This is a genomic window from Tenacibaculum maritimum NCIMB 2154, from assembly GCF_900119795.1.
GTDB lineage: Bacteria > Bacteroidota > Bacteroidia > Flavobacteriales > Flavobacteriaceae > Polaribacter > Polaribacter maritimus.
Genome location: NZ_LT634361.1, coordinates 3,334,338 through 3,349,250, shown reverse-complemented (window position 1 = coordinate 3,349,250; position 14,913 = coordinate 3,334,338). Strand labels below are relative to the sequence as shown.

Sequence of the window (14,913 nt, the reverse complement as noted above, 5' to 3'; positions counted from 1 at the left end):
GATTTACAATTAATTTAACGCTTTCCAAATGAATAAAAAGTTACTTACTTTTGGTGTTTTAGCGGCTGGTATAGCTACTACATCCTTATTTTTAAATAAGGAAAACACTAATAAACTAAGAGAGAAACATGCTAATTTTTTAAGGAGCCATCCTTATCAAAAATCGATGCTTTTATCTAAAAAAGAACGTAAAGCAAAAGGATTACCTCCAAATGCTTTTATGGAGCAGGAGTATTTAAGTGAAATGGATCCTACTACTGGTAAAACAAGTCCCGTAAATGTTTTCAAAGTTAGAGAGGTATTAAACAAAGAAAGAGCAGGGAGAAGAGTACCTGGAGATGGAGATGATAACTCTTGGATTGAAAGAGGGCCTAATAATGTTTCAGGTAGAGTTAGAGCTGCCATTTTTGATCCTAATGACGCTACAAATGAAACTGTTTTTGCAGGAGGAGTTAGCGGAGGTCTATGGAAAAATACAAAAATCTCTGATGCAAACTCAACATGGGTTAGAGTAGGAATTCCAGAAAACTTATCAGTGTCATCTATAGTTGTAGATCCTAATGACTCCAATATCTTTTACGTAGGAACAGGAGAATCTTATGTAGGAGGAGACGTAAGTGGAGATGGGTTGTGGAAATCTAGCGATAGAGGAAATACTTGGACAAGGATTTTTGGGGGAATTACAGGAGATACCTTTTTTCAGTCATCTGATGATATTACAGTGAACGCTCCTGCTAGTATTCAAGGGAATTATATTTCTTATCCAACTACAGCTTTTGGTACTACTATAAATGCTATCATAACGAGTGATATTGTTCTAGCTGATGGTGGTGCTGAAACTCCTAGTGAAGGATGCAATGCGTTTGCAAATACAGCGGCCATGAACGGAAAAATAGCTTTAATTAGAAGAGGTTCTTGTAATTTTGATGATAAAGTTAAAAATGCAGAAAATGCAGGTGCTATAGCGGTAATTATGATGAATAATATTCCAGGAGATCCGATTCCAATGGGAGGAGATGATACAACAATTATGATACCTTCTCTTATGATTTCTAAGGAAAATGGAGATGCTTTAGAAAACGCATTGAAATCAGGAACTGTAAACGTTTCGTTAAACCCTTCTAAAGGAACATTCACTGCGGTGGTAGTGCCAGGGCAACAGCATATAAATGATCTTAAAATAAGAAATAATGCAGGTGTATCAGAAATATATGTAGCAGTAGCAGATGCTTCTTATAGATCGTCTAATTCTAGAACTATTTTAGGAGGATTAACTTATGGATTGTATAAATCTACTGATGGAGGAGCAACTTGGAATAAATTAAACTTACCAAAAGGAGCAAATCCTAATGATATAGTTCCTAATGATATAGAGATAGGTGCAGATAATAAAATATGGGTAAGCTCAACAAATAGTAATGCATATAGAAATGGAGGAGGAAGAATATTTTCATCTTCTGATGGCGTGAATTTTGAAGAGAAATACTTAGTAGAAAATGGGGTAAGAACTCAAATAGAGGTTTCAAGAACAAACCCTAACAAAATATATTTATTAGCGGAATTATCTGCTGGAGGTAGCGTTTCTATTCTTGAAACAGAAGATGCTTTTGAAACGGAGCCCTCAAGTTTGCCTTTACCTAATGATGCTGATTCAGGAATTTCTGCATCAGATTTTACAAGAGGGCAGGCTTCTTATAATTTATTATTAGCAGTGAGTCCAACTGACGATAATAATTTGTACGTAGGAGGAATTGATTTGTTTAAATCTACTGATGGAGGAGCAACATGGAATCAGTTTTCTCATTGGTATGGTGGTTTTTCACAGCAAGAAGTGCATGCAGATCAACATTTAGCAGCTTTTGCTAATGGAGATAGTAGTAAAATGGTATTTGGAAATGATGGAGGTATTTTTTACACTTCTAATGGAGGAGAGAAAACAGAGGCTAGAATCAAAGGGCTTAATGTAACGCAATTTTATACTGTTGGAGTGGCTCCAACTGCAAATTATACAGGTGATTTCTTCGTAGCAGGGGCTCAAGATAATGGTTCTCAGTTATTTGAAAATGCCTCTGAGAATGGACCAGCTGATTCTAGAGAGGCTACAGGTGGTGATGGTGCTTATAGCTTCTTTGATCAAGATGGAACAGATAAATATTATATTACGAATTATGTTTACAACCAAAGCATCGTGTTGTATAACTATGCTACTAATTCTGAAGTACAGATTAATAGAGAAGGGTCTCCAAATGGAGATTTTATTAACCAAGAAGAGTTAGATTCTAATTTGAATATTCTATATTCTAATTATTCAAGTGGCTCTGACATTAAAATAAAAAGATACTCGAACTTATTATCAGGTTTTATTTTTAAAACAGATTTAAAAGATGAATTATTAACCTCTGCTCCTTCAGCAATGAAGGTTTCTCCATATACAACTACTTCTACAACGCTTTTAGTAGGTACTAAACTAGGAGATTTATTGAAGGTTACAAATGCTAATGGAACACCAGTATGGACAGAAATTTCAGGACCTGATTTTGTTGGAAGTGTTTCTGATATTGAGTACGGAGCTAGTGAAAATGAAATATTTTTAACCATGCATAACTACAATGTAGTCAGCGTATGGTATTCTCCTGATGGAGGTGTAACTTGGCAAAACAAAGAAGGTGATTTTCCTGATATTCCAGTAAAAACAATTCTTCAGAATCCGTTAAATTTAGAAGAGGTGATTATAGGAACAGAGTTAGGGGTTTGGAAAACTACAGATTTTAGTGCCGTTTCTCCTAATTGGACGCAATCATATAACGGAATGAGTAATGTTAAGGTAATGGATTTAGATTTGAGAGATGATAATATGGTTTTTGCGGCTACTTATGGTAGAGGCGTTTTTTCAGGCAAATTTAAAGGAGAGGCTACAGCATCAGTAGAGGAAGTAGCTTTAGGAACTAAGGTTTTTACGGCTTATCCTACAGTATCTAATGGGGAATTTACAGTTTTTGCTAAAAATACGTTAGGTACTTCGAAGGTGTTTATTTTTGATTTGAATGGTAAGCAAGTGCATACGCAAGATCTAGATTTTAGTATAAAAGAAAAGCAGAAGGTTTCTGTAAATTTGAATCCAGGTATGTATATTTTAAATGTTTTAGGAAATGATAATAAGCAAGAATCTGCTAGAATCATTATAAAATAACAGCTTTAAACTTTGTAATAAAAATGCTCAGATTTTAATCTGAGCATTTTTTATTTAGTGCTTTAAAATTTTATCGGCTTCTTTTTCCAATTCATCATACCAATTTTGTCCAAATTTTCTAATTAAGGCCTGTTTAACAAATTTATAAATAGGGACTTGTAGCTCTTTTCCTAAAGAACAAGCATCGTTGCATATTTTCCATTTGTTGTAGTTAACAGCAGAAAACTCAGTATAGTTTTGTACTCTAATAGGATATAAATGACAAGAAATAGGCTTTTTCCAATCTATAATCCCTTGGTTGTAGGCTTCTTCTATGGCACATAAAGCGGTGTTTTTATCATCAAAGATGACATAAGCGCAGTCAGCATCGCCAATTAAAGGGGTTTCTAATTCTCCGAAATCGCTAGTAATCCAAGTTCCTTGTTCTTCGATTACTTGAATCCCTTCCTTTCTTAAAAAAGGCTTAACTTTTGGATATATTTTTTCTAAAATATCAGTCTCTTCTTTCTCTAAGGGGGCACCTGCATCTCCATCAATACAGCAAGCTCCTTTGCAAGCGGAAAGATTACAAACAAAGTCTTTTTTGATAATATCTTCAGATATAATGGTTTTTCCTAATTGAAACATTTTGCAAAAATACATTTTATTTTTTCTATTTCTTTACCATTAGGTAAAGTTAGTTGCCTAATTTTGCAGCATTAAAATAGAACGATATGAACTTTAGTTTGAAAGAAATTTTTACAGCCTTTATGGTGCTGTTTGCTGTAATTGATATTATCGGGAATATTCCAATAATTATTGATTTGAGAAAGAAGGTAGGGCATATTCAATCAGAAAAAGCATCGGTTATAGCTGGATTTATAATGATTCTCTTTCTTTTTGTAGGACAAAGGTTATTAAGTATAATAGGAATTGATGTACATTCTTTTGCTGTTGCTGGGGCGTTTATTTTATTCTTTATTGCTTTAGAAATGATTTTAGGAATTACCTTATATAAAGAAGATGAAGATAATGCGTTAAGTGCAACTGTATTTCCTTTAGCTTTTCCTTTGATTGCTGGGCCAGGTAGTTTAACAACGTTACTTTCTTTACGAGCGGAGTTTCGTATTGAAAATATTATTATTTCTGTATTACTGAATGTACTTGTTATTTACATAGTGTTAAAAACATCGGCTAAAATAGAAAAGGTAATTGGTCAAAATGGAATTAAAATTATTAGAAAGATTTTTGGTGTTATCTTATTAGCAATTGCAGTTAAATTGTTTGCAGCCAATATAAAAGAACTTTTAGCATAATGGCTTTTGATGTGTTGATTGTTGGTGGAGGAGTTGCTGGAATGCAGTGTGCTTTAGTGTTGGGTTCTGCTAAAGAGAAGCCTTATGCTGAAGGTAAGAAAGTGGCTATTATAATGCATCAGCGATCGTCACATTTACAAGATGCTGTTTTTAATAATGTTTTAGGAGTGGCTTCAGGAACGCTGGGAAAAGAAATATTAACAGAAGGGAAAAAACATTTAGAAAAAACATATCCTCATATACGTCAAATTGAAAATGAAAAGGTGCTTGCAGTTTTTGACGATGAGAAGGGATATAAGATAGTTACTAACAAAACAGAGTACTTCAGTAAGATTGTCGTTATTGCTTTGAATTATTCAAAACCATTTGATATTGTTGGATTAGAGCAGTATGTAGAACCCCATATGCGTGCAAATTCAATGAAAGATAGGATTCAATTACGTAATTTTAATCATTTGATTAAAGAAGAATTATATGTTTGTGGAACAATAGCTGGATGGCGTAGCCAATTTGCTATAGCAGCAGGAAGTGGAGCGAGTGTAGCGACGGATATATTAACAGTATGGAATGAGCATATTCCTACAAAAATTCATGATAAAGCCACTAATTAATTTATAATAATAGTGGCTTTATCATTTTGTTTCCATTTTAGGGTTTTTACAAGGTAGTGTTAAGATCCTCTGTAGCTTTTCGTTCTAGTTCTGCTTGGAACTCTTCCATAACAGGCTTTACAGTGCTTTCAGGAATATCAGCAACCTTTATGTACATTAATCCATCAATAGCATTATTAAATTTAGGATCTACATTAAAAGCTACTAAACGAGCATTCTGCTTTACATATTTTTTAATAAGTACAGGAATTCTCAGTGCCCCTGGTTCAATCTCGTCTATAATTTTATCAAATTTTTGCATATCTGCTTTAGTAGCATCAAATACAAAGTCTTTGTCTCCATCTTTTAGCTTTACTTTGAATTCTTTTTTAGGATGAATGTATTGAGCAACGTAAGGATCATAGTAGTGAGATTTCATAAATTCAATCATTAGTGATTTAGAAAATTCTGAAAACTGGTTACTGATACTTACCCCTCCCATTAGGTACTTATATTCAGGATAACGTAAGGTTGTATGCACAATTCCTTTCCATAATAAAAATAAAGGCATGGGTTTTTGCTGGTAGTTTTTAGCAATAAAAGCACGGCCTAACTCAATAGTATTTTGCATCATTGAATACAGCTCTGGTTCTATTCTGAATAAAGTATGTATGTAAAAGCCATTGATACCGTATTTTTTATATATATCTTTTCCAAGCCCCATTCTGTAAGCACCTACCAATTCATTTTTTTCATTATCCCATAAGAATAAGTGGTGGTAAAATTTATCAAATTTATCTAGGTCTATAGGGTTATTGGTTCCTTCTCCAACATCTCTAAAAGTAACTTCTCTTAGTCGACCTATTTCGTGTAGTAGATTTGGAATTTCTTTTGCACTGGCAAAAAAAACTTCATAGTTTTTGCTTTCAAGTAAGCGTTGTCCTTTATCACGTAAACTAGTAACCTCTTTTCTGAAAAACTCAGGACTTCTTTGAGAAGTTATTTTTTTTACTTTTTTAGGAATTTTTAAACTTTGAGTTGAAAGTATTTTTTGAGGAGCTTTTTCAAAAGGATTCGCTAACATATACGTCTTCTTTCTTATAAACTCATAAAAAGAAGGAACGTCCTTGTATTGCTCTTGATCTTTTACAGATATAGGCTTTCCTATTCTCACTTTTATAACTCTATTTTTTTGAGAGATAACCTCTGAAGGAAGTTTAGCGGTGCGTAGTGTATCGTTGATTTTAGATAAAAAATAGAATAATTGACTATTTTTTGCATGAAAATAGATAGGGATTACAGGAACCTTTGCTTTCTTTATTAGACGAATGGCACCTTCCTCCCATGGTTTGTCAACCATTAGCTTTCCGTCTTTATACGTTGAAACTTCTCCTGCCGGAAATATCCCTAAAGGTTTCCCTTCCCTTAAGTGCAACAAAGCATTTTTTATGCCCGCAACACTTGATTTTGCATCTTTATGATTTTCAAAAGGATTGACAGGCATAATATAAGGCTTTAAAGGCTTTATTCTATGCAATAAGAAATTAGCAATAATTTTATAGTCAGCTCTTTTTTCAATCAATAATTTTAATAATAAAACCCCATCGATTCCTCCTAGAGGGTGATTAGAAATGGTAATAAAAGGTCCCTCTTTAGGTATTCTTTTTAAATCTTCTTCAGGTATTTCAAATTCTATTTTACAATCATTTAAAACACCATTTAAAAAATCTAAATCTGATTTGTCTTTATTGTTGTTATAAATTTTGTTAATAGCCGAAATACGTAAAATTTTAATCAATAACCAGCCCGTAAAAGTTCCAAAAACACCGAACTTCTCAACTCCAATAACTTTAGCAATTTCTTTAGATGTAACTAATCCCATTAATTTCAATTTGGCGTAACTGCAAATGTACAAAAAAATAAAATACAGATTTGAGTTATATTGTAACCAACTGCACTGTTTCTCGATTAATTTGTTTTAATAAAATAGTTTTATCACTTTCAATTGCGGCAATGTCTTGCTCACTAAAATGACGAATTGTGTATAGGTTAGTATTTTCGTTATATTTTATTTGAAAAGACTGTTTTAATTCGTCGTAAAATTTTTTGAAGTTTCTAAAGGGATCATCAACACATACGGAGAAACTTATAGCTGAATTTTGAATTAAGTTGACTTTGAGTTTGTATTCATGTAATTTTTTAAAAATATAACTGATATTGTCTTCTACCATGAATGAGAAGTCATTTGCGGAGATAGAAATTAAAATTTGATATTTTTTTACGATAAAGCAAGAAACAATAGGTTTTATATCTAAACCTTTGCATACTTTAGTACCTTTTAGGGTAGGAGTTAGGAAAGATCTAACAAATAAAGGGATTTGTTTTCTTTCTAGTGGTTGAATGGTTTTTGGATGAATTACAGAAGCGCCATAAAAAGCCATTTCAATAGCCTCTTTGTAAGATATTTGTTGTAAGAGCTCTGTTTTATTAAAGATCCTAGGATCAGCGTTTAATACCCCTTTAACATCTTTCCAAATAGTAACACTTTCAGCATTTAAACAATAAGCAAAAATTCCAGCAGTATAATCAGACCCTTCTCTTCCTAAAGAGGTGGTATTATTTTTATTGCTTCCTAGAAAACCTTGCGTAATATTTAACTTGGAGGTGTTTATTGCGCGTTGCATGTTTTTTTCAGTAAGCTCCCAATCTACTTTAGCGTCTCTATAATTCGTGTCAGTTTTAATATAATTACGCACATCAATCCAGTTGTTTTGTATTCCTATATCGTTTAAGTAGGTACTCACAATTTTAGTAGAAAGCAATTCGCCAAAACCTACTATTTGATCATATACGAAATCGTAATCTTTAGAAGTATTATGAATCATAAAGTTACTGAGCTTACCAAGTAGTTCATTAACGATTGTGTAGATATGATGATTTTTAGGGAATAGCTCATTCATTATCCCTTCATGAAAGCTTGTCACGAAATTTAGGTACTTTGGAAGACTTTCTTTTTGGTAGTAATAGGCATCAATAATATTTTCAAAAGCATTAGTCATTTTACCCATTGCAGAGATAACAACCAATGTGTTTTCAACCCCTTCTTGTTGTAATATAGTTCCTACATTTCTAACCCCGTCAGCATTTTTAACAGAAGCTCCACCAAACTTAAATATTTTCATCACTAATTGTTTTGAATAAATTGTTTTAAATTATTTTCTGTCATATGTACTACTTGCCAATCATTTAAAATGAGGGCACCGCTACGTTCGTAAAAATCAATGGCATTTTTATTCCAGTTTAAAACCTCCCAAGCAACTCGTTTATAGCCATTATTATAAGCATATTTCAAAACGGCGGAATATAGGGCTTTGCCAGCGCCAATATTTCTTTTGGTTTTTGTAACCATTAAATCTTCCAGATGAATTGTTTTACCTTTCCAGGTAGAGTAACGTTCATAAAACAGAGCCATTCCTATAACATTACCATTATCTTCTACAGCAATAAATGTTTTAAACTTTGGGGTATCACCAAATCCGTCAGAAATTAAATCATCGGCTGAAATAATGACCTCTTTTGGTAATTTTTCGAAAAGGGCTAGTTCTTTAATTAGCCTCAACACGTCTTGCATGTCTTTTTTCTTACCTATCCTAATTGTAAAACTCATAATGTAAAAATTAACTTCAAAGATAATTTATTTGGAGGTACTCCAACGTAAAAATAAATTTCAAAAAATCTTTTTTATTAGAAGCGAAGATTATTTGCCGAAAACGTTGTAGTTGCGTAAAAAAGTTGGCATCTTTGTATGAAACACAATTCAATTTGGAAATGGATAATAAACATATGACTCTTGGAGAGTATATCATTGATAATCAGAATCATTTTAAATATTCGTCGGGAGAACTTTCTCGCTTAATAAATTCCATACGTTTAGCTGCAAAAGTGGTTAATCATGAAATAAGAAAAGCAGGTTTAGTGGATATAACGGGAGCTTCTGGAGATATAAATGTACAGGGAGAAACTCAACAAAAATTAGACGTTTTAGCGAATGATTTATTCAAGCAAACGCTAATTAATAGAGAGATTGTTTGTGGAATAGCAAGTGAAGAAGAGGATGACTTTGTTGTAGTAGAAGGAAAGAATAAAGGAAATGAAAATAAATATGTATTGTTGATGGATCCTTTAGATGGCTCGTCTAATATTGATGTAAATGTATCTGTGGGAACTATCTTTTCTATTTATAGAAGGGTTTCAAAAGAAGGAACTCCTGTAACAAAAAAAGATTTTTTACAAAAAGGAAGCGAGCAGGTAGCGGCAGGTTATGTTGCTTATGGAACTTCTACAATATTAGTTTTTACAACAGGTAATGGAGTAAATGGATTCACATTAAACCCAGCTATAGGAACTTTTTATTTATCGCATCCAAACATCAAATTTCCAGAGCAAGGGAATATTTATTCTATCAACGAAGGAAACTATGTACACTTCCCAAAAGGGGTTAAAGAATATTTGAAATTTTGTCAAGAAGAAAAAGAAAACAGGCCATATACGTCTAGATATATAGGCTCTTTAGTTTCTGATTTTCATAGAAATATGATTAAAGGAGGAATTTACATGTATCCTACGAGTACTATTGGTCCTAAAGGGAAACTTCGTTTATTATATGAATGTAATCCAATGGCATTTATAGCAGAGCAAGCAGGTGGTAAAGCAACAGATGGCTATCGAAGAATCTTAGATTTAGAACCTACAGAATTACATCAAAGAGTTCCTTTTTTCTGTGGAGGTAGAGATATGGTGGAAAAAGCAGAAGAATTTATGGCAAAATATCCTGAGGATGCTAACTATTAAAGTAATGAATTATAGAAGTTAAATGCCCTAGAAAAACTTTGAATAAGGCAAATGGTTGTTTGCCTTATTTTTTTGCGCTAAATTTGTTGCAGTAACAAGGGAAAATTAATCATATAAAAACCAAATAATTATGGCTTTTGAATTACCAGAATTAGGATATGCTTACGATGCATTAGAACCAAATATAGACGCGAGAACTATGGAAATTCACCATAGTAAACACCATAATGGCTATACTACCAAGTTAAATGCGGCAGTTGAAGGAACTGATTTAGAAGGAAAATCTATTGAAGATATTTTAGCAAACTTAGACATGAACAACGCAGCTGTTCGTAATAATGGAGGAGGGTTTTACAACCATTCATTATTTTGGACAGTAATGAATCCTGAAGGGAAAGGACGTTTATCAGGAGAGCTAAAAGATGCTATTGAAGCAGAATTCGGTTCTGTGGATGCCTTTAAAGATGCTTTTGCAAAAGCTGCAGCAACGCAGTTTGGTTCAGGATGGGCTTGGTTATGTGTGCATAAAGGAGGAAAGGTAGAGGTTTGCTCAACTCCAAACCAAGACAATCCTTTAATGCCAGGGGTAACTTGTGGAGGAACTCCTATTTTAGGATTAGATGTATGGGAACATGCTTATTACTTAAATTATCAAAACAGAAGACCAGATTATATCAATGCATTTTTTAATGTAATTAACTGGAATGAAGTGGAGAGAAGATACGCTGAAGCAAAATAAGCGCTAACTGACTTAAAAGACAAAAAGAAGAGTACTGTTGGTAAAAAACAGTACTCTTTTTTATAGTAATTATTCAAAGGAAAAAGTATCTCTATCTTTTAAAAAAAGAAACTTATTTCTTAGTGTATCTTGGCTTTTTTTGCATAGGGTTTTACTAATGATAATTTCATTTCCAGTAGTTAATGCTTTTGTTTCTGCTGTGTTAGAAAGATGCTCTCCTAAACAATCTAAAGCAATCGAATTTCCTGTGTATTCATAATTATGAATGTCTTTTCCTACTCTATTAACACCAATCGTATAGCTCATATTTTCAATAGCACGAGCTTTTAATAAAGCATCCCAAGCATTGATCCTGCGTTTTGGCCAATTGGCTATGTATAGTAAAAGATCATAATTTTCAGTATTTCTAGCCCAAACAGGAAATCTTAAATCATAGCAAATTAGAGGGCAAATTTTCCAGCCTTTATATTTTAGAATACATTTTTTATTTCCCGATGAAAACACCTCTCCTTCTCCAGCTAAGCTAAATGTATGTTTTTTATCATAAAAAGCGATTTTACCAGAAGGATACACAAACAATAATCTGTTATAATAGCTATTGTTTTCAATAATAATGATACTTCCTACAAGAGCAGCTTTTTTTGATGCTGCTACTTCTTGCATCCATAAAACTGTTTCTCCGTTCATTAACTCTGCAAATTTCTTAGCATTCATAGTAAACCCAGTGGTAAACATTTCTGGTAAAATTATTAAGTCAACAGGTTGTTCAATTTGCTTGATTTTAGAAGTAAACTTTTCTCTGTTTTTAATAGGGCTTTCCCAAATTAGATCTGATTGTATAAATGCGATTTCTAAAGTATTCGAAGCTTCCAAAGATGTAAAATTAGTATTTTTAGCAGATCAAAAATAAGATAAAAATTGTACTTTGCTCCGAGAACCTAGAATCATGCAATCTTTTATTTCAGAAACATTAGATATTATTTTAAAAACAACGCACTCTTTTGATAATGTGGTTTTTGTACTACCTTCTCAAAGAGCAGGTGTTTTTGTAAAAAAAGAATTAAAGGATAAGATTTTTACAGGTTTTTTGCCTCAAATTTTAAATATAGAAGAGTTTGTTGGAGAAATTTCCAAGCTAAAAAAGGTAGATACGGTTCAGTTGCTTTTTTATTTTTACGGTATCTATAAAAAAATAGAAGAAAAACCTGATTCTTTTGATGTTTTTTCATCGTGGGCATTTACCGCGATTCAAGATTTTAATGAAGTGGATCAGCACTTGATAAATCCGAAAGACATTTTTACTTATTTAAGAGATATAGAGCGATTGAGGAAATGGTCGGTTAAAGGAACATTTAAAGAAACAGAACTGGTAAAAGATCACTTTTACTTTATGGAAAAGTTAGGAACTTATTATACCCAATTTTATCAGTTTTTAGTAGGTAACTCTATTGGTTATCAAGGGGTAATGTATAGGGAGGCTACTGCAAAAATAGAGGAGTATATTTCAGAAAATCTGGATAAGAAATTTTTTTTAATAGGGTTTAATGCATTGAATAAATCAGAGGAGTTTCTATTTCAAAAAATGTTAGCAGCAGGCAATACCAATATTTTTTGGGATATTGATGAGGCTTTTTTAAGCAATAATCACCAAGCAGGAAATTTTGTTAGAAAGTACAAAAAAAAATGGAAGTACTATGAAAAACATGAACTTCAAAGTGTAGGAGATTGGTTTTCTAAAAAGAAGGAAATTCAGGTTATTGGAACCTCCAAAAATATCACCCAAATAAAATATGCAGGAGAAATCTTAGAGAAATTACCGAATCATCAAAATACAGCGCTAGTGCTTTCTGATGAAACATTGTTACCTATAACCTTAAATTCATTACCAGAAAATATAGAAGAAATTAATATCACTATGGGGTATCCTCTAAAAGATATTCCAACAACTCAGCTAATTCTTTCAGTTTTCCAGCTATTTCTTTCTCAAGAAAAACTCCAAAAAAAGGAACAAAACGTATTTTATTATAAAGATGTTACTCAGTTTGTAAAACAAGCTTCTATTTATAAGATTTTAAGAAATAATAATATACAAATAGATAACATTCTTTTTGATAGCATTATTAGTCAGAATAATACATTTGTTAACCAAGAAGTAATTCTTACCTTTTTTGAAAAATTAAAAGAAGAAGATAAGAGTGTATTGTTTTCGATATTTGCGCCTTTTACCAATATTTCTGATTTTATGATAAGGGTCATCCGATTAATAGATCGTGTAAAAGAGTATGCAAATGAACTAGAAAAGGAGTATTTATTTCGTTTTTATACCGCATTTACCCAGTTACAAAACTTGCATTCAGCGTTTAATTATGTACAAGATCTAAAAACATTATATCAGTTTTTTAAGCAATTAATTCAATCGGAAAGTTTGTCTTTTCAAGGAGAACCACTGCAAGGATTACAATTGATGGGAATGCTAGAAACAAGGGTGTTAGATTTTGAAAATGTAATCATAACTTCTGTAAATGAAGGAGTGTTACCAGCAAATAGTATGCAAAATTCATTCATTCCCTTTGATGTAAAGATTGAATTCGGATTGCCAACACATAAAGAAAAAGATGCTGTATTTTCTTACCATTTCTTTAGGTTGATTCAACGAGCAAAAAATATCTTTATTTTATTCAACACAGAAAGCGATGCTTTTGGTGGAGGAGAAAAAAGTAGATTCGTAACTCAGTTAGAGTTAATGAAAGAAAATATTATTCAAAAAACAATAGCTCCTAAAGTAGTAACTTCCTTATCAAAATTAAAAGAAATACCAAAGAATGAGGAAGTTTTAAAAAGGCTAAAAGAATTAGGGAAGAAAGGAATCTCTCCATCAGCTTTTACCAATTACCTATACAATCCTATTGCTTTTTATAAGCAAAAAGTATTAAAAATAAATGAATTTGAAGAAATAGAAGAAACGGTTGCTATAAATACGATGGGAACTGTTGTTCATGATGTTTTAGATGAGTTATACACACCATTTACAAAAAACGGAGGCCAGTTTATTAAAAAAGAAGATCTTGATAATTTCCAAAAACGATCAAAAAACTTGGTTGCGAAATATTTTAAAAAGCATTTTAAAAATGGAGATATTGAAACAGGAAAGAATAGATTGATTTTTGAAGTTGCTAATCGGTTTGTGTTAAATTTTTTAAAACAAGAGCAAGAACTTTTAAAAGATAGCGATAACCAATTGAAAATCATAGCTACGGAACAAAATTTAGCTACAGAAATACATGTGGCAGGAATTGAATATCCTATTAAAATTCACGGACAAGTAGATAGAATAGACGAATTGAATGGTGTTACTAGGATTATAGATTATAAAACAGGTAAGGTAGAGGCTTCTAATTTAAAGATTCTTGATTATGAAAATATTAGAGAGTATAAGTACCACAAAGCAATACAAGTCATGTTATATGCTTTTTTATATACCAAGAATATCAATTTTGATTTTAATAAACCTTTAGAAGCGGGTATCATTTCTTTTAAAAACTTAAAAAAGGGGTTTTTAAAAATGAATTTCTCATCAAATTATAGAACTCCAGATAATGCAATTACCTTGGAGAGATTGGAAGAATTTATGGGAGAGGTTAAGAATGTTTTAGAGGACATTTATAACCCTGATACATCATTTTTAGAACCTAAAGAGTTACCGTTTTAGAGTTCCATAAAAACAACTTGCCAATTTTGATTGTTAGCGGTATAAGTTGATAAGTTTTTAAAACCAATGGCCTTATGTGCATTGATGGATCTTGTGTTTAAGAGGTCTATTTCAGTGATTATAGCAGTGTAATCATTGCAAAATTCTTTTTTCATCTTAGTATATAGACCTTTAAAAACTCCTTTTCCACGATATTCTTTATGAATACAAATTTGTCCCATAACAATAAAACGTTCATTGGCTTTGGAAGAGTTGTTGATTTCTGTAAACATTGGCTTTAAAATAGCAATATCATCTTTGAACTTAGAAGACATAGAAAGGGCATATCCAATAACTTTTCCTTTATCTTTAGCGATGATATGCGGGTGAATTAAATGCATTTCTTTTAAAATAGCTAAATTATGCTCTACTGTTACGAATCCTTGTTCTTGTCGTTCTACTTCAGACAAATTAAAAGGAAGGTTTTCTTTTTGTAAGGTTAAAATTTCTTCTAATTCTTCAATAGAAGATGATACATTAAACTGAACCATGATATATAT

The 14,913-nt window shown here is 32.0% G+C and carries 12 protein-coding genes; 6 read left to right on the top strand and 6 right to left on the bottom strand.

Annotation, left to right across the window (positions count from 1 at the left end; genetic code table 11):
* The first annotated feature begins 28 nt into the window (after window positions 1–28).
* On the top strand, window positions 29–3,190 hold the full coding sequence (locus MARIT_RS15010) for a PA domain-containing protein (protein ID WP_100211938.1): 3,162 nt from the start codon (window positions 29–31) through the stop codon (window positions 3,188–3,190).
* 54 nt (window positions 3,191–3,244) lie between these two features.
* On the opposite strand, the gene MARIT_RS15005 is transcribed toward MARIT_RS15010, so the two are convergent.
* Complete coding sequence (locus tag MARIT_RS15005) at window positions 3,245–3,817, bottom strand: DUF3109 family protein (RefSeq protein WP_100211937.1); 573 nt, start codon at window positions 3,815–3,817, stop codon at window positions 3,245–3,247.
* 86 nt (window positions 3,818–3,903) lie between these two features.
* On the opposite strand from MARIT_RS15005, the gene MARIT_RS15000 reads away from it, so the two are divergent.
* Together MARIT_RS15000 and MARIT_RS14995 are read left to right on the top strand one after the other, a co-directional pair.
* Window positions 3,904–4,485 (top strand): MarC family protein, encoded by a 582-nt coding sequence (locus tag MARIT_RS15000; RefSeq protein WP_024741091.1) that lies wholly within the window; start codon window positions 3,904–3,906, stop codon window positions 4,483–4,485.
* Window positions 4,485–5,096 carry an FAD-dependent oxidoreductase gene (locus MARIT_RS14995; protein WP_100211936.1) on the top strand — a complete coding sequence of 204 codons (612 nt, stop codon included), beginning with the start codon at window positions 4,485–4,487 and terminating at the stop codon, window positions 5,094–5,096. Before MARIT_RS15000 ends, MARIT_RS14995 begins: the two co-directional genes overlap by 1 nt.
* A gap of 46 nt (window positions 5,097–5,142) precedes the next feature.
* Here the strand turns inward: MARIT_RS14995 and MARIT_RS14990 are convergent, their stop codons facing one another.
* The 3 genes from MARIT_RS14990 to MARIT_RS14980 are packed head-to-tail and all read right to left on the bottom strand — an operon-like array spanning window position 5,143 to window position 8,742.
* A complete protein-coding gene (locus MARIT_RS14990; protein ID WP_100211935.1) occupies window positions 5,143–6,957 on the bottom strand; it encodes a GNAT family N-acyltransferase in 1,815 nt (604 codons plus the stop codon).
* Window positions 6,958–7,012: 55 nt separating this feature from the next.
* Window positions 7,013–8,257: an aspartate kinase gene (locus tag MARIT_RS14985; RefSeq protein WP_100211934.1), complete on the bottom strand. Its 1,245-nt coding sequence runs from the start codon at window positions 8,255–8,257 to the stop codon at window positions 7,013–7,015.
* Window positions 8,258–8,259: 2 nt separating this feature from the next.
* Window positions 8,260–8,742, bottom strand: a complete 483-nt coding sequence (locus MARIT_RS14980; protein ID WP_024741087.1) for a GNAT family N-acetyltransferase — start codon at window positions 8,740–8,742, stop codon at window positions 8,260–8,262.
* Window positions 8,743–8,903: 161 nt separating this feature from the next.
* Between MARIT_RS14980 and fbp the strand changes: the two genes are divergently transcribed.
* Together fbp and MARIT_RS14970 are read left to right on the top strand one after the other, a co-directional pair.
* Complete coding sequence (fbp, locus tag MARIT_RS14975) at window positions 8,904–9,926, top strand: class 1 fructose-bisphosphatase (protein ID WP_024741086.1); 1,023 nt, start codon at window positions 8,904–8,906, stop codon at window positions 9,924–9,926.
* A gap of 130 nt (window positions 9,927–10,056) precedes the next feature.
* On the top strand, window positions 10,057–10,665 hold the full coding sequence (locus MARIT_RS14970; protein WP_024741085.1) for a superoxide dismutase: 609 nt from the start codon (window positions 10,057–10,059) through the stop codon (window positions 10,663–10,665).
* Window positions 10,666–10,734: 69 nt separating this feature from the next.
* On the opposite strand, the gene MARIT_RS14965 is transcribed toward MARIT_RS14970, so the two are convergent.
* Complete coding sequence (locus MARIT_RS14965; RefSeq protein ID WP_100211933.1) at window positions 10,735–11,538, bottom strand: nitrilase family protein; 804 nt, start codon at window positions 11,536–11,538, stop codon at window positions 10,735–10,737.
* Window positions 11,539–11,611: 73 nt separating this feature from the next.
* Between MARIT_RS14965 and MARIT_RS14960 the strand changes: the two genes are divergently transcribed.
* Window positions 11,612–14,374 carry a PD-(D/E)XK nuclease family protein gene (locus MARIT_RS14960; RefSeq protein ID WP_100211932.1) on the top strand — a complete coding sequence of 921 codons (2,763 nt, stop codon included), beginning with the start codon at window positions 11,612–11,614 and terminating at the stop codon, window positions 14,372–14,374.
* Here MARIT_RS14960 and MARIT_RS14955 read toward each other — a convergent pair.
* Entirely contained in the window at window positions 14,371–14,904 is a 534-nt protein-coding gene (locus tag MARIT_RS14955) for a GNAT family N-acetyltransferase (RefSeq protein WP_100211931.1), read from the bottom strand. The two genes, MARIT_RS14960 and MARIT_RS14955, sit on opposite strands and share 4 nt — an antisense overlap.
* Window positions 14,905–14,913 lie beyond the last annotated feature (9 nt).

Bases quoted from the DNA above. Each gene is read 5' to 3' on its own strand.
- MARIT_RS15010 (WP_100211938.1), top strand. From the start codon at position 29: ATGAATAAAAAGTTACTTACTTTTGGTGTTTTAGCGGCTGGTATAGCT.
- MARIT_RS15005 (WP_100211937.1), bottom strand. From the start codon at position 3,817: ATGTTTCAATTAGGAAAAACCATTATATCTGAAGATATTATCAAAAAA.
- MARIT_RS15000 (WP_024741091.1), top strand. From the start codon at position 3,904: ATGAACTTTAGTTTGAAAGAAATTTTTACAGCCTTTATGGTGCTGTTT.
- MARIT_RS14995 (WP_100211936.1), top strand. From the start codon at position 4,485: ATGGCTTTTGATGTGTTGATTGTTGGTGGAGGAGTTGCTGGAATGCAG.
- MARIT_RS14990 (WP_100211935.1), bottom strand. From the start codon at position 6,957: ATGGGATTAGTTACATCTAAAGAAATTGCTAAAGTTATTGGAGTTGAG.
- MARIT_RS14985 (WP_100211934.1), bottom strand. From the start codon at position 8,257: ATGAAAATATTTAAGTTTGGTGGAGCTTCTGTTAAAAATGCTGACGGG.
- MARIT_RS14980 (WP_024741087.1), bottom strand. From the start codon at position 8,742: ATGAGTTTTACAATTAGGATAGGTAAGAAAAAAGACATGCAAGACGTG.
- fbp (WP_024741086.1), top strand. From the start codon at position 8,904: ATGGATAATAAACATATGACTCTTGGAGAGTATATCATTGATAATCAG.
- MARIT_RS14970 (WP_024741085.1), top strand. From the start codon at position 10,057: ATGGCTTTTGAATTACCAGAATTAGGATATGCTTACGATGCATTAGAA.
- MARIT_RS14960 (WP_100211932.1), top strand. From the start codon at position 11,612: ATGCAATCTTTTATTTCAGAAACATTAGATATTATTTTAAAAACAACG.
- MARIT_RS14955 (WP_100211931.1), bottom strand. From the start codon at position 14,904: ATGGTTCAGTTTAATGTATCATCTTCTATTGAAGAATTAGAAGAAATT.